The 14195-nt window shown below is 69.7% G+C and carries 19 protein-coding genes and 1 tRNA gene; 8 read left to right on the plus strand and 12 right to left on the minus strand.

The annotated features are described in order from the left end of the window. Window positions 1-49 precede the first annotated feature (49 nt). Window positions 50-655 (minus strand): DUF2238 domain-containing protein, encoded by a 606-nt coding sequence (locus NL115_RS11345; RefSeq protein ID WP_350355311.1) that lies wholly within the window; start codon window positions 653-655, stop codon window positions 50-52. Between the two features lie 151 nt (window positions 656-806). On the opposite strand from NL115_RS11345, the gene NL115_RS11350 reads away from it, so the two are divergent. Then, window positions 807-1424: a metal-dependent hydrolase gene (locus NL115_RS11350; RefSeq protein ID WP_350355244.1), complete on the plus strand. Its 618-nt coding sequence runs from the start codon at window positions 807-809 to the stop codon at window positions 1422-1424. Window positions 1425-1494: 70 nt separating this feature from the next. Beyond that, entirely contained in the window at window positions 1495-2409 is a 915-nt protein-coding gene (locus tag NL115_RS11355) for an alpha/beta hydrolase (protein WP_254829483.1), read from the plus strand. Window positions 2410-2449: 40 nt separating this feature from the next. Here NL115_RS11355 and NL115_RS11360 read toward each other — a convergent pair whose 3' ends face one another. The 6 genes from NL115_RS11360 to NL115_RS11385 form a co-directional block, all read right to left on the minus strand. Continuing rightward, entirely contained in the window at window positions 2450-2824 is a 375-nt protein-coding gene (locus tag NL115_RS11360) for a TFIIB-type zinc ribbon-containing protein (RefSeq protein WP_254829484.1), read from the minus strand. A 132-nt stretch (window positions 2825-2956) separates the two neighbouring features. Then, window positions 2957-3274, minus strand: a complete 318-nt coding sequence (locus tag NL115_RS11365; RefSeq protein ID WP_254829485.1) for a DUF8028 family protein — start codon at window positions 3272-3274, stop codon at window positions 2957-2959. A 145-nt stretch (window positions 3275-3419) separates the two neighbouring features. Then, entirely contained in the window at window positions 3420-3800 is a 381-nt protein-coding gene (locus NL115_RS11370; RefSeq protein WP_254829486.1) for a hypothetical protein, read from the minus strand. 60 nt (window positions 3801-3860) lie between these two features. Further along, window positions 3861-4496, minus strand: a complete 636-nt coding sequence (locus tag NL115_RS11375; RefSeq protein ID WP_254829487.1) for a DUF7504 family protein — start codon at window positions 4494-4496, stop codon at window positions 3861-3863. A 70-nt stretch (window positions 4497-4566) separates the two neighbouring features. After that, a complete protein-coding gene (locus NL115_RS11380) occupies window positions 4567-5019 on the minus strand; it encodes a group I intron-associated PD-(D/E)XK endonuclease (protein ID WP_254829488.1) in 453 nt (150 codons plus the stop codon). Window positions 5020-5108: 89 nt separating this feature from the next. Continuing rightward, window positions 5109-5212 (minus strand) — tRNA-Asn (locus tag NL115_RS11385). Between the two features lie 141 nt (window positions 5213-5353). Here NL115_RS11385 and cca point away from each other — a divergent pair. The 4 genes from cca to NL115_RS11405 all read left to right on the plus strand — a co-directional run bounded on the left by cca (window position 5354) and on the right by NL115_RS11405 (window position 9845). Continuing rightward, window positions 5354-6760 carry a CCA tRNA nucleotidyltransferase gene (cca, locus tag NL115_RS11390; RefSeq protein ID WP_254829489.1) on the plus strand — a complete coding sequence of 469 codons (1407 nt, stop codon included), beginning with the start codon at window positions 5354-5356 and terminating at the stop codon, window positions 6758-6760. Window positions 6761-7398: 638 nt separating this feature from the next. Beyond that, window positions 7399-8358 (plus strand): universal stress protein, encoded by a 960-nt coding sequence (locus tag NL115_RS11395; RefSeq protein ID WP_254829490.1) that lies wholly within the window; start codon window positions 7399-7401, stop codon window positions 8356-8358. Beyond that, complete coding sequence (thpR, locus tag NL115_RS11400) at window positions 8355-8915, plus strand: RNA 2',3'-cyclic phosphodiesterase (RefSeq protein WP_254829491.1); 561 nt, start codon at window positions 8355-8357, stop codon at window positions 8913-8915. Before NL115_RS11395 ends, thpR begins: the two co-directional genes overlap by 4 nt. A 90-nt stretch (window positions 8916-9005) precedes the next feature. After that, on the plus strand, window positions 9006-9845 hold the full coding sequence (locus NL115_RS11405) for a ZIP family metal transporter (protein WP_254829492.1): 840 nt from the start codon (window positions 9006-9008) through the stop codon (window positions 9843-9845). A gap of 67 nt (window positions 9846-9912) precedes the next feature. Here NL115_RS11405 and NL115_RS11410 read toward each other — a convergent pair whose 3' ends face one another. From NL115_RS11410 to NL115_RS11430, 5 genes are all read right to left on the minus strand, one after another. After that, window positions 9913-10146, minus strand: coding sequence for a hypothetical protein (locus tag NL115_RS11410; protein ID WP_254829493.1), 234 nt, complete (start codon window positions 10144-10146; stop codon window positions 9913-9915). A gap of 55 nt (window positions 10147-10201) precedes the next feature. Continuing rightward, window positions 10202-10993: a DUF6663 family protein gene (locus NL115_RS11415; RefSeq protein ID WP_254829494.1), complete on the minus strand. Its 792-nt coding sequence runs from the start codon at window positions 10991-10993 to the stop codon at window positions 10202-10204. Between the two features lie 593 nt (window positions 10994-11586). Continuing rightward, entirely contained in the window at window positions 11587-12081 is a 495-nt protein-coding gene (locus tag NL115_RS11420) for a 2'-5' RNA ligase family protein (protein WP_254829495.1), read from the minus strand. A gap of 139 nt (window positions 12082-12220) precedes the next feature. Next, complete coding sequence (locus NL115_RS11425) at window positions 12221-12415, minus strand: DUF7554 family protein (RefSeq protein WP_254829496.1); 195 nt, start codon at window positions 12413-12415, stop codon at window positions 12221-12223. Between the two features lie 84 nt (window positions 12416-12499). After that, window positions 12500-12682 carry a hypothetical protein gene (locus NL115_RS11430; protein ID WP_254821065.1) on the minus strand — a complete coding sequence of 61 codons (183 nt, stop codon included), beginning with the start codon at window positions 12680-12682 and terminating at the stop codon, window positions 12500-12502. 114 nt (window positions 12683-12796) lie between these two features. On the opposite strand from NL115_RS11430, the gene NL115_RS11435 reads away from it, so the two are divergent. Next, a complete protein-coding gene (locus tag NL115_RS11435; protein WP_254829497.1) occupies window positions 12797-13576 on the plus strand; it encodes a DUF7345 domain-containing protein in 780 nt (259 codons plus the stop codon). A 53-nt stretch (window positions 13577-13629) separates the two neighbouring features. After that, entirely contained in the window at window positions 13630-14169 is a 540-nt protein-coding gene (hjc, locus tag NL115_RS11440) for a Holliday junction resolvase Hjc (RefSeq protein WP_254829498.1), read from the plus strand. Window positions 14170-14195: the final 26 nt, after the last annotated feature.

Genomic DNA, 14195 nt, shown 5'->3' on the forward strand with positions numbered 1-14195 from the left:
GCGTTTAGACGTTCGGGCGGCCGCGTCGGATGGGGCGCGTGGGGACGACTCAGCTTCCGCTCTGCCCGGCGGCCCGGCGCTCCAGCCACTGCGTCACCCGGTCGACGAGCGACTCGAACCACGCGCTCCCGAACAGCGCCACGACGAGCGCGCCGAGGGTGTCGAAGACGAGGTCGACGAGGCTGTCCTCGAGCCCGTACTGGATGAGGACGGGGTCGAACCCGAGTGCCTCTGCCAGTTCACGGGCACCCAACTCCAGCACCTCCCAGAGGACGCCCGCGGCGAGCGTGAACAGGACGATGAACACGGCGAGAAAGCGCGGCGGGACGTGGACAGCGTCGGAGTGGCGGTCGAGTGCCCGGACCGTCGTGTAGCCGACGCCGGCCACCAGCGTCGCCGACAGTGTGTGGGTGGCGTGGTCGTACCACCAGACCCCGTCGTAGAGGCCGAGCATCCCGAGGCTGTGACAGAACAGCGCCACCGTGAGCGCCAGCACCAGCCAGGAGTCGAGGTGGAGGTCGAGGTCGCGGGCCAGCACGGCCGGCAGGAACGTCGCCGCTAGCGCGAACGCGGCGTTGACGACGACACTCAGGGTCCGCGTCACCGTTCCCGCGAGCAGGATGCCGCCGATAGCGACCTGGAGCAGCCGGCTCATCTGCCGGGCACTGGGTCGGAGTGCGACGAGGCGGGCCACTTGCGTCCGTAGCCCGGGCGGCGACTTAATCCCCGGGCGGGCGCGTCGGCTAGCGGGGTTCTGTCCTTCAGTGCCCGATACGTGTATATTTCCGCGTCACGAACAACCGATGATGATGGCCACCACGCACGTGCTGGTCGCGGCCGGGGTCGCGAGCCTGACGGCCCTCGTCGCGCCCGAGTACGCCCCCGCAGCGGCCGCTGCCGCGGGCCTGGGCGGCCTGTTCCCCGACCTGGATATCTACGCCGGCCACCGGCGAACCCTCCACTTCCCGGTGTACGCGAGCGGGACGGCGCTCGCCGCGCTGGCCCTGGCCGTGACGACCACCTCGGCCGTGACGGTCGCGGTCGCCGCGTTCCTCGTCGGGGCCGCCCTCCACGCCGCGATGGACGCCCTCGGCGGCGGCCTCGAACTCCGGCCCTGGGAGGGCCGCTCCGAGCGGGCCGTCTACAGCCACTACCACGGCCGCTGGCTGTCCCCCCGGCGCTGGGTCCGCTACGATGGCGCCCCCGAGGACCTCCTCGTCGCCGCCATGGCGGCCGTCCCGACGGCGCTGCTGGTCGACGGGGCGCTCCCGGTCGTCGCCGCGATTCTGGGCGTCTCGACGGTCTACGTCACGCTCCGGCGGCGGCTGGCCGCGCTGTGGGCCCGCCTCGCCGACGCCCTCGTCCCGCGGCTCCCGCCGACCCTCAAGCACCGCGTCCCGGAACGGTTCGTCGACGCGGACTGACCGCTGCGCTCCACGTGAGCACGGGGCCCGGCACCCCGATTTATCCCGCCGCCCGTCGAACCCCACGAGCATGCAGTACGAGCGCGAGGCCGCTGATTTCGAGTCCGAGGGTGAGCTGTGCGCCGCGTGGCTCTACCGACCGGAGACGCCGGCGATGGCCGACGGCGAGGACCCGCCGGTCGTGGTGATGGCCCACGGGTTCGCCGGCACGCGGGAGATGGCCCTGCCGCAGTTCGCCGAGCGATTCGCCGAGCGCGGGTTCGCGGTGCTGCTGTTCGACTACCGCTCGTTCGGCGACAGTGCCGGCGAGCCCCGCAATCTCGTCTCCCCGGACCGCCACGTCGCCGACTGGCGGGCCGCCGTCGACCACGTCCGCTCGCTGGATGGCGTCGACCCCGACCGGGTGGCGGTGTGGGGCTCGTCGTTCTCCGGCGGCCACGCGCTCGTGACGGCCGCCCGGGAGAACGTCGCCGCCTGCGTCGGGCAGGTCCCGTTCCTGGACGGGATGCGGACGCTCCCGTACCTCGTCGAGCAGAACGGGCTCTCGTTCGGCATCGACGCCACCGTCGCCGCGCTCGACGACTTCGCGCGCAAGTACACCTTCCGCGAGCCGCGCTACATCCCCGTCGTCGGACAGCCGGGCGAGCTGGCCGCGCTCAGCACGCCCGGCTCCGAGGCAGGCTACCGCGAGATGGTCCCCGACGACCTGCGGGAGGAGGAGTGGAACCGCTGTGCCGCGCGCATCCTGCTGACCGTGGCGACCTACCGACCGCTCGAACACGCCGGCCGGGTGGACTGCCCGGCACTCCTCGTCGAGGCCCGCGAGGACCAGCTCGTCCCCGGGAGCGCCGTCGACGCCACGGTCCAGCGTCTGGGCGATGTCGAGCGCGTCCGCATCGACGGCGACCACTTCGACCCCTACACGGACGCCTTCGAGCCGGTCGTCGAGCGCGAGGCGACGTTCCTCGAACGACACCTCGCCTGATTCCCTCCGGTCGAGCCCGTGTTGCCGGTCGGAGTCCGGCTCAGAACTCCTCTTCGCCCCCTTCCTCGAACCCTCCCTCTTCTTCGAAGCCGCCTTCCTCCTCGAACTCGCCCTCTTCCTCCTCGTCGCCGCCGAGTGCGCTGGCGATGGTACCGAGGATGCCCTCGTCCTCCGCTTCCTCCCCCTCCTCTTCGTACTCCTCCTCGAACTCGTCCTCGAACTCGTCGTCGTGGTCCGAGTGGTGGTGGCGGTGGCGGTGGTGCCCGCCGTGGCTCTCGGTCAGTGCCTCCAGCTCACCGGGGTCGAGCCAGACGCCACCACAGCTCGGACAGTAGTCGATCGTCACGCCGTGTTCGTCGCGCTGTGCCATCGATTCCCCACAGGACAGGCAGGATAACCCCTGGCGTGTCGTCATGACAGAGCGATATTCCGCATTCCTGTTAAATGTTGACGCTGAGCAGGGCTGGACCCCACACTCGGGCGCGTCGGGGGCAGCGGTGCGACCGAGGTCCGGCTTCAGTCGAAGCGGGGGACGGTCGCTACGCGCTCACTCCGGCTGGTGTCCATGACCCAGCGCCACCGTCGTGGCGTGGAGCGCCAGCAGTGCCGGGAGGGTTCCGACGGTGGCGATCGGGTCCGCCGACAGGACTGCGGTGTGGGCCGCTGCCGGGGCCGGGAGCGCCCCCGCAGTGTGGAGCAGTGCGGCCGGGTAGAGGACCGGCAGGACGACGGCGACCCAGAAGGCGACGCGACGGAGGGACGCGACCACGAGATCGGCGCCGGCGCGCAGTTCGGCCGCGACGCGACGGAGTACCGGCCGGCGGGCGACCGGGTCCGGGACGGAGGGGGAGGGCGTATCGGACATGGTCGACCGTGCGGACGGCTCCACCATCAACCACCCGTAGGGACAAACATCCGCTTGAGCCATCCGGGTGCCGGGTCTGCAGGCCATCGAGAGCCCGGCAGCTGGCAGGCCATCGAGAGCCGGCGGGGAGCGAGTCAGCCGGGGCTCACTCGACGCCGGACTGGAGGTTCTCGAGGAGTTTGCCGACGAACAGGCCCATCCGTGGCGAGAGGTCGTCATCGCCGCGGGGCTGTTCCGGGAGCGCACGCAGTGATTCGACGAAACCGCCGTCGTGTTCCATCGCCGCCAGCATGTCGCGAACGTCGACGACCAGCCCCTGGTCGCTCGTGTCGAGGTCGGGGTAGCGCTCGCGCTCCCAGTCGGAGTAGTCGATGGTCCACGCGGGGCCGCCGACGGCCTCGATGACCGCCGCGGCGTCGCCGACGAGAAGCGGGCCGTCGTCGCTCTGGACGTACACCTGCCCGTCCTCGATACGCGTCCGGTAGCGAACACCCTTGTCGGCGCCCCGACGCCCACGCCCGTCCATGCCGTGCCACTTGGGCACACGGACACATCAACGTTCGCAGTGGCCCAGCCCCCGAAGCGCTCACCGGCTGTCGACGGCCGGGTGTGCCGCGACGTCGTCGACCAGCCTCGAGAACGCTGCCACGGCGCGGTCACCGACCGCGCTCGGATCGAGGTGGTAGTGACCGGCGTGGCCGCCGACCCGGATTCGGTCGGCCATCGTCTTGCAGAACCGGAGCGTCCGCCGTGGTTCGGCGAACTGCAGCAGGACCGTCAGCGAGTCCAGGCAGACGACGACGCGGCCGTCGCCCCACGTGTCGAGTCGGTCGCTGATGGCCATCCAGAGGCCGACCAGATCGGGCGCCGGCCCGATCCGCTCGACGGTCGCGCTCGCGTCGCTCCCCGGAACCGGGAGCCGCTCGGTCTCACCGTCCGCGACGCCGGGCGCGAGGACCGCCACGCGCTCGGGCGGGGACGTGGTCGCCCGCTCGCGCCACGCCGCGAGGCGTGCATCGGGGCTGCTCGCGAGGCTCACGAGGACGACCCCTTCGGGTGCCGCCGTCTCGCATAGCAGGCCACCGCATGGTGCGCCCGCCCGCTCGCCCATCGACGGGCTCAGGAGCAGGACGTTCGCCGCGTGTGCCACGTCGCCCTGGACAGGCTCCGGAGTCGGCTCGTCGGCGGTCGGGGCGCGTGCGGCGTGCCAGCCCTGTGCCATCTCGTCGGGGCGTAGCGGGCTGCTACGCATAAAATCGTGTCAGACGGCCGGCAGACGTCGGGAACGGCTTCTACAGGTTGTCCAATCTTGCATCGATTAGATACTCCTCGTGCCAATTGATTCCGACCGATTGATTGTTCGCAGGAGGTGTCAGACGGATTTCCATCTTCCCCGCGGCTGCGTCTTCGACTGGAACCAGATATACGTCGTCGACGACCGGGTTGTATACCGCGAATAAATCAGAATCCCCGTGGTATGCGCGGCGTTCGTACCCGCTAGCGGTCCTTCGGGTACTCACCGTCTCGAATTGGACTGTATCCGGACCACCGTAGGCCGTCTTGCACTGGAGTCGGTAGAACTCCCCATCCACCTCAATTGCGAGGTCGTATGGCTCGTTATCGTATTCAGGGACCAGGACCGGAACGTCTCTCACCACCAGTTCCGCCTTGATTATCGCCTCAGATGCTTGCCCGCGTTTCTGCGGTTCATCAAGCCGGTTGAATCGATTAGTCTCATCGGACATACGGGAAGTGGTTCCCGATGTCAGAAGAGATTATGTCCGGACAGGCAGACGGTGTTCGTCGCTGTGTAGATAGTTCGGAAGGAGAAGGACGCCACCTCCAGGGCTCGAACCTGGGACCACCTCGTGTCTGCGGCCCGTGGGCAACCCCACGCACCTTAACAGCGAGGTGCTCTACCAACTGAGCTAAGGCGGCGCGCACTCCCCGATAGATTGGTCCGATAAAAACCGCTTTCGCTTCGCCGGCACCGTGTGGCTCGGCCGCACGATACCGTCCCCCACCGTCTCCGGCGGCGGGACCGCCACCCTTTCGACCGGACCCCGACAACCCCAGCGCATGAGCGACGACGCTGCCGGCAGCGACGACCCGTTCGAGCGGGTCGTGGCCCGCGTCCGCGAGCGGGTGGTGCCCGACGACGACGAGCGGGCCGAGATGGAGGCCGCCGCGGCCGAGGTCGTCGACCGGGCCGCGGCGGCCGTCGCGGAGCTGGACGTCGAGGCGGACGTGGTCCGGGTCGGCTCCACGGCACGGGGGACGTGGCTCTCGGGCGACCGCGACCTCGACGTGTTCGTCCGGTTCCCGCCGGCCCTCGACCGCGCCGCCCTCGAACGCTACGGACTGGAGGTCGGCCACGCCGTCCTGCCCGACGGCCACGAGGAGTACGCGGAACACCCGTACGTGAAGGGCGAGGTCGACGGCTTCGACGTGGACCTGGTCCCGTGCTACCGGCTGGACGACGCCACCGACATCCGGTCGGCCGTCGACCGGACGCCGTTCCACACGGAGTACCTCCGCGAGCGGCTGGACGACGACCTCGCGGCCGATGTCGTCGTCGCGAAGGCGTTCCTGAAGGGGATCGGCGCGTACGGCTCCGACCTCCGGACGCAGGGGTTCTCGGGCTACCTCACGGAACTGCTCGTACTGGCGTACGGCGGCTTCCGGGGACTCTGCGAGGCGGCAGCCGACGACTGGCACCCGCCCGTCGAGTTCGACCCCGAGAACCACGGCCGCGTCTCCTTCGATGACCCGCTCGTCGTCATCGACCCGACGGACCCCGAGCGGAACGTGGCCGCCGTCTGCTCGGCCGCGGCGGTCGGGCGGCTCATCCACTACGCCCGCGACCTCCTCACGGACCCGCGCGAGTCGCTGTTCGAACCCCGGGCGCCCGCGCCCATCGACGCCGCGGCGGTCCGGGACGCCGTCGCCGACCGCGGCACGCATCCGGTCGCGGTCCGGTTCCGTGCGCCGGACGTGGTCGAGGACCAGCTCTACCCGCAGCTGGACCGCTCGCTGGCCGGCTTCCGGGGCGAGCTGGAACGGCGCGGCTTCGAGCCCGTCCGCGCCGACCGGTTCGCGCAGGCCGACGGGGATGTCGGGGCCGGAGAGGCGCCGACCGCCGCACTGCTCGTGGAGTGCGCCGTGGCCGAGTTGCCGGCGGTCGAGCGTCACGAGGGTCCGCCCGTGGCCGTCCGCCAGCACGCCGAGGGGTTCTACGGGAAGTACGCCGACGACGAGGGCGTGTACGGGCCGTTCCTCGACGGCGACCGCTACGTCGTCGAGCGCCCGCGCGACGTGCGGACACCCGCGGGACTGGCCGAGACGGAGCTGTTCGACTGCTCGCTCGGGCCACACGTCGAGTCGTCACTGGAGGACGGGTACGACGTACTGGCCGGGGCGGCCGTCGCGGAGCTGGCCGAGCCGTTCGGGACGGAGCTGGCGGCGTACTTCGACCCCGTACCGTAGTACGTGAATGTCTCATATATGTCAATATGCCCAATAATTATTCACTAATCTCGGATGCAAGATTGGGGAGAAAATACTAACAGCGTTATAGACACCTCCGAGTTCCTCGCGCTCTCTCACCGAGACGACGAACACCATCGGGACACCCACGAAGCCCTCGCGCTCTGCGAGTCCACCAGGACCGCACGCTGGTCAGTCGTGCTGTGTACGCCTCATACCTCCCCAACCGCCTGCGATACTCGCCGTGCTCACTTCGTTACGCGCGGCTGCGCTTCTCGGCCCTCGCACGGTGTAGAGGCGGCTGGCCTGCGGCACAGCCGCCAGCGCGCGCCCGTTCGACTGACGGGCTACACGCACCAGCCGAGCAGTGAGGCGGCCGGCCGGTTCCGAGACCAGAAAGCGCGCGAGCGCCACTCGCGCCGAACCACGAGCCGGGCGGGGGCTTTCAACAAGACTCCGTCGTCGTTGTCGTCGTCATAGAGAGAGCGAGCGGGAGGCTTTCGACAGGGCCCGGTCGTCAGTATTCGTGCTGTGATCCGAGCAGACAAGAGCTATCGACGTGGCTCCATCGGGACCCGCAACCCTAGCCCGAATCATTCGCGTCCAGATTGAAGTACGGGGCCGCGGAACCCCCGCGTATGTACGACCATATCTGCCTCCCGTCGGACGGGAGCGCCCACGCCACGAACGCGGCCGAGCACGCGCTGGCCCTCGCGCGGGCCTTCGACGCCACCGTCCACGTTCTCGGTGTCGCCGATATCGACCGTGCGGCCGGGCTGTTCGATGCGGGCGGCGTGGATGCCGAGTTCGTCGAGCGTGTCGAACAGGAGGCCGAGGACGCTGTCGAGCGGACGGCCTCGCTGGCGGCGAGCGAGGCCCACGTCGAGACGGCCACTGTCCGGGGAGACCCGGGCGAGGCCATCGTCGACTACATCGACGAGCAGGGGCTCGACGCCGTCGTCATGGGGACCCACGGTCGGCGGGGACTCCGTCGGTTCATCGCCGGGAGCGTCACCGAACACGTCGTCCGGGTGGCCGAGGTCCCCGTGTTCACCGTCCGGCGGCCGGACGACACCGACGAGGGCGACGAGTCGACCGGCGCGGCCGGCGACCTCCCGGCGTACGAACGGGTGCTGGTGCCGACCGACGGCAGCGACACGGCCGACCGCGCGGTGGACCACGCGCTCGCCATCGCCGAGGCGTTCGACGGGGAGCTCCACGCGCTCAGCGTGGTGGACGTGGGAGCCGTCGCGTCGAGTTCCGACATCGTTCCCTCGGACAGGGTCATCGAATCGCTGACAGAGCGCGGCGAGCGCGCCGTGGGGTCGGTAGCCGACCGGGCCGAGGACCGGGGCGTCGAGCACGCCACCGAGGTCGTCCAGGACTTCCCCGGGAGCGGCATCCTCGGCTACGTCCGCGACGAGGGGATTGACATCGTCGTGATGGGCACGCACGGCCGGACCGGCCTCGGCCGGGCGCTGCTCGGGAGCACCGCCGAGCGGGTCATCCGCCGCTCGGATGTGCCGGTCTGTGCGGTTCCCGCCGAGGGGCGCAAGGAGGCGCTGGAGGAGGAAGAGGCGGAGGACGGGCTGCTGTGAGCGCGAAACGGCTGTTCGTGAGTGTCGACCTCGACGGCCTGACCGACGCCGTCCGCGAGGCACAGGCGCCGTTCCGTGACCAGCCGGGGATAGCCCCCACGGACCCCGAACAGGTCCACGTGACGCTGAAGTTCCTCGGCGACACAGACCCCGACCGGCTGGACGAGTTGCGCGAGGCACTCCCCACGGCCGTCGCAGACGCCGGCGTTGGGGCCTTCACCGCCGATATCGGTGGCTACGGGGTCTTCCCCTCCCTCGACTACATCAGCGTCGTCTGGCTCGGTGTCCGGCGGGGGAGCGGGGAACTGACCGCGCTCCACGAGGCCATCGAGGCCCGGACGACCGACCTCGGCTTCGACCCGGAGGACCACGAGTTCACCCCCCACGCTACCATCGCCCGGATGCGCGACGCCCGCCGGAAGGAACACGTCCAGGAGGTAGTCCGCGAGCGGACGCCCGATATCGGCACGCAGCGCATCGAGGAGGTTCGTCTCACAGAGAGCCTGCTGACCGACGAGGGGCCCGTCTACGAGACGCTGGCGGCGGTTTCTCTGTAATCGCCAGCCGACGGCACGGCGTCGCCGTTTAGGCCCGCCGAAAACATCAACTCCGTGACAGTTATGCGTGGCGGCACGTTACCCTCCGATATGGCCGACGTGACGCTCGCCGCGCTGGTGCTCGTCTTCGTCGCCGGGCTCATCACGGCTCTTGCGACGGGGCTGGGCGCGTTCCCGTTCTTCGTGCTCGATGAGGTGAGCGACCGGCTCAACGTCGTGCTCTGGGGACTGGCCTCCGGTATCATGCTCGCAGCCTCCCTGTTCGGGCTCGTTCGCGAGGGGCTCGCCGAGGCCGACCGCGGACCCCAGCTATTCTCGCTCGGCACGTACAGCGGTGAGGTCGCGGTCGTGGTGGGCCTGCTCGCGGGTGTCCTCCTCGTCGTCGTGGCCCACGAGGTCGTCGAGGGTGCCGAGGTGAACCCGCGCCAGTACGAGGAGGCCGACTTCCGGAAACTGGTGCTCATCCTGGGTATCCTTACGGTCCACTCGTTCCCGGAGGGGGTCGCTATCGGCGTCTCCTTCGCCGACCTCAACATCGAGGGGATGACCCTGCTCGGCTTCACCGTCCCGCTGCTCGCGGTGTTCATGACCGTCGCTATCTCCATCCACAACATCCCGGAGGGCGTGGCCATCTCCATCCCGCTGCGGACGATGGGCGTCTCGAACTGGAAGATGGTCTGGTGGGCGGTGTTCTCCTCGCTTCCCCAGCCTATCGGCGCGGTGCTGGCGTTCTACTTCGTCCGCCTCGCCCGGGCGTTCCTGCCGGTCGGCTTCGGCTTCGCCGCCGGCGCGATGATCTACCTCGTTCTGACGGAGTTCGTCCCGGAGGCGCTGGAGGAGGGCGCCGGGTTACCGGGTAACGGCTACCGGGAACTCGTCGCCGGAATCGTCGTCGGGGTCGCGGTGATGGTGCCGCTCGCGTTCATCTGAGAGCGGGCACGACTGCCGGGAGCGAGTGCGGGAGCCGAAAAGGGATGCCGCGCCGAGCAGCGCCGGCTCAGAACTGCGGGCCGCGGATGTCGTTCCGGGTGGAGGACCGGCCATCGGAACGGTTCCGCATCCGGAACCACTTCGCGATGCCGAGGACGCCGCCGGTGGCGCTCAGCCCGACCAGCAGCGGCCCCAGCGTGTTCGCCGGGAGCTGCGCGTAGATGTACGACCCCGTCCCCAGCCCGAAGAGCGCCACCGCCAGCGTCGCGGCGACGATGAACGCGTCGAGTGCTCGCCCCATACGAGGACGAACGGTAGCCCACGCTATTCCCGTTCTGCCGGGTATACGGCCCGGTTTAAGACACGTCCTCGCCGGCGTCCGCGTCGGTGTCGGAATCCGGCGTCGTCGGTTCGGGTGTGTGCTCCGTCGGCGCGTTCGCGTTCGTCGCGTCCTCGAACAGCGGTTCGGCAGGACGCGTCAGGTCGTACGTGTCCCGGACCGTCTCCGCGACCATGCCGCCCTTCTCGACGACGATGTAGACGACGACGTACGGGTCGTCGGGGTCGAGGACGAACGCCTCGAACGGCGGGTCCTCGCCCTGTGCGAGGCGGTCGACCAGCGGGTCCAGTGGCTTCACGCCGTCGCGGAACTCGGCGAACAGGTCCCGCTGTCCGGGCTGGTCGGCGAACGTGTAGACGACGCCGGCGGGGTCGCCGTCGGTGGTGTAGGTCACCCGGGAGTTCATCGCCTGTCCGTCGCGGCGGGCGGTCTCCCAGCAGGACTGTGCGGCCTCGAACACGGGGTCGGCGTCGGCCACGAACGCGAACAGGGAGCGCTCCAGCACGTCGAGCGACTCGACGACGGGGTCGTCGCCGGTCCAGTCGAACTCGGCGTCGACGCGGTAGCCCGGGCGGAGACCGCGGACCCGCTCGTCGAGGGCGCCGTGGCCCTCGTGGGGCACGTACGTCGGGTCGCCGGCTGGGTCGATGAACAGCCACTCCTCGCGGTCGCGCGTGCTCTCGAGGACCCGGTACGGCCCGTCGAGCAGGGGCTCGTCCGGGTCCTCCCGTTCGGTCGTCGTCTCCGGGCGCCTCCCGGCCGCCTCTGCGGGGTCGTCGGGCGCGTCCGGTACGCTCGGTTCCGTCACTGCGCAGTGCTTGGTCGTGCGTGGACAAAGGCGCCCCGGGTTGGGTCCGAAGGCTGTCCCGGTGAGGTTCGTGTCCGCCGCGACGACGGAACCGCGTAGAAAGCCCCCGGCCGCTGAGGGCCCCGCGGCTCGCTGTGCGCGCTCGCTTCGCTCGCGTGCTTGCTTCGCCGGGGTGGTTCGATGAGCGAAGCTCATCGTCATCCCAGAAATCTCCGATTTCTGGAGAGACCGCTCAGCGGGTGGCCCCTTTCAGTCCCACCCTGTGGCCCGTCGCACCTGAGCGTTCGCGCGTGGTGGTTCCGGCGGAGTGCTCGTGCCCCCACACCTCCCCGCGCCAGCGCCGTGGTGGCTCACCACGCTCGCGTTGCTCGCGGGTTCGCCAGGGTGGCGCTGGCGCGCTTCCTGGTCCCGGAACCGGCCGGCCGAGCAACCGTCACCCGGACGGGAGCGTCAGAGCTTCGCAGCCGTCCCCGTTGTCGTCGCTGTCATAGCGGTGTTGGGGGATATCCTCCATAAATACGACATTCTATACATAAAATCTACACTTTTATGTAAAATTCGAGGGTAACTCAATTACGGGAGAAATATGACTACTACGTCAGCGAGATGCTCTCGACCACGTTCTCGTGGTAGGCGTCCCACACGTCGATACGCTCGATATCCCACTCTATCGGCCCCGCTTCCCGTCCGCGCAGTTGCCCTGCATCCCCACCGCGAGCGATGGTCACGTGGGGTTCGTACTCGTCGCCCTCCAGCACCTGGCCGAAGGGGTCGACGATGTCGCAGCAGGCCTCGTGGACGTTCATCAGGCCGGGCGAGTGGACATCGAGATAGGCAACCGGCGCCGCGCCGCTGGGCGGGGCCTCGAACGTGTCGACGCCCTCGACCCGGGCCGGAATCGGCCCCGTCCCGTCCAGCAGGTCCCGGACCTGGCCGATGAGCCGGCGGTAGTCCTCGGCCTCGCCGAGGCGCTTCAGCACCATCGTGTGGTGTTCACGGGGCTCGGCGGTCAGACACTCGGTCGCGAGCCCGGCCGCGAGCCGGGCGACCTCGGAGGGAACCGGGACGTTGAGGCTGTACGCGGGCACTGGAAGGCGGTACGAGTCGAGGCGGAAAGAGGGTGTCGAGAACGGTCGGTCCGGAGCCGCGGCGAGCGAACCGCCGGTGAGCGAACCACCGGCGGGGAGCCCTGACGCGTGGAGGGGTCGCTGTGGGTGGTCGTCGTGCTCAGATGTAGTCGAGGAAGTAGAGGACGATGAGGACGACGATGACGAGTCCGATGAGGTTGGTGAGCGGCCCGAGGAGGGGGGCGAGCGCGAACTCGATGAGGTCGAAGAGGAGGTTGACGACGATGTAGACGATGACCAGCGCGAGGATTATCTTCAGCAAGTCCTCCACGTCGAGGTCGGCTCTGTCGAGCATGACGGGCGGGACTGCGACCGGATACCGCAAAAGCGTGCTGGCCGTATCGACCGGCCCGAGAGCGACCCCCACGACGAACGGGCGTCAGTCGTCGTCACGGCGGAGCAGGAGCAACACGAGACTGGCGAGGACGACCGCCGTGACAAGCGGCGTGAACGGACCGAGCGCGACGTTCAACAGCCACGAACCGAGCCACAGCAGCCCGAGCGCGACCCCTACGGCCAGCGCGAACCCGAGCAGCCGCGTCCCGAGCGACCCGTCGGCCATGCCCCCGATTCGCCGGGGGCACGCAAAAGCGCCGTGGCCCGCGAGTCGTGGCGGGCCCGTGAGGACCGTGCGAACGCCGACGGGCTTAACCCGGAGGCGACGAACCTCCGGTCGATGACCAGGAGGGACTGGCGCGCAGTGCTGGCCGTGTGCGCGCTCCTGACCGCGAGTCTCGCCGCCGTACCGGCCGGCGCCGTCCACGATACGGGTCGGCAGCTCACCGTGCAGGTCCACGAGAGCGGCGCCGCGACGGTCACGTTCGAGCGCTCGTACAACCTCTCGGTCCCCGCCGAGCGTGACCGGTTCGACCGGCTGGCGAACAACACGACGGCGCTGCGCGAGCGGCGCGCCGCGTTCGGCCAGCAACTGCGCGCCGCCGCCGCCAACGGGACCGACCGGACCCCTCGCGAGATGCGCATCGAGAACGTCACCGTGGCGACCCGGACCGTGAACGGGACGGGTGTCGTCGAGTTCCGGGCGCGCTGGGTCGCCCTCGCCGGCATCTACGGGTCACAGGTCGTCGTCAACGAGCCGTTCGGGACGAGTTTCGACCCGAACGGGACGCTGGTGGTCCGTGGCCCCGAGGGGTACGTCCGCGAGCAGATGAGCCCGCCCCCGGACCGAGCTCTGAAGAACAGCGGGTTCTGGGGCGAAGGAACCGACCTCGAGGGCTTCTCCGCGCGGTTCGTCGACCCCGATGCGACCACCACCGGGGAGGAGTCGACGCCGCCACAGCCCAGCGGCTTCGGACGCCTCGTCGGCGCGAGCGGCCTCGCCCTTCTCCCCGCGCTGCTGGTCCTGCTTGGGGCGAAGCGCCGTGACCTGCTTGGCGGCGACCGCGGTGGCGACGGGAGTGGGAACGACGGGAGCGGCAGCCGCGATGGTGACGGGTAGCAGTTCCACCGTGGTCACGGCCCGTTCAAGTACCCCCACGACCGAGAGCCGGTATGGCGAACTCGAACGCGAAGGGTGACCGCCGGGAGCGCGAACTCGTCAACCGGCTGGACGAGCGCGGTTTCGCGGTGATGCGGGCCCCCGCCTCGGGCAGCGCGACCGAGCGCGAGCTCCCGGACGTGCTGGCTGGCGACGGCGAGGTCTTCTACGCCGTCGAGGCGAAATCGTCCGCGGGCGACCCCATCTATCTCGACGGGCAGGAGATCGAGAACCTCGTCTACTTCGCGCAGAACTTCGGTGCCGCCCCGAAGGTCGGCGTGCGCTTCGACCGCGAGGACTGGTACTTCTTCCACCCCGCGGACCTCTACGTCACGGACGGCGGGAACTACCGCGTGAAGAAGGAGGTCGCACTCGCCGAGGGCGAGGACATGGACGAGCTGACTGGCCACTCCGAGCGGACCGGACTCGACGACTACGCCGACACCGAGGACGAGGAGGACGACGACGAGGACGGGACGGGCGTCCGCGACGTGCTGCTGGCGTTCGAGCAGGGCGCCATCACGCTGGAGGAGGCCACGGCGATGCTGGAGTGAGGAGATTTATCCCGTCGCGGGGCGCC

The organism is Haloglomus salinum (assembly GCF_024298825.1).
Lineage (GTDB): Archaea > Halobacteriota > Halobacteria > Halobacteriales > Haloarculaceae > Haloglomus > Haloglomus salinum.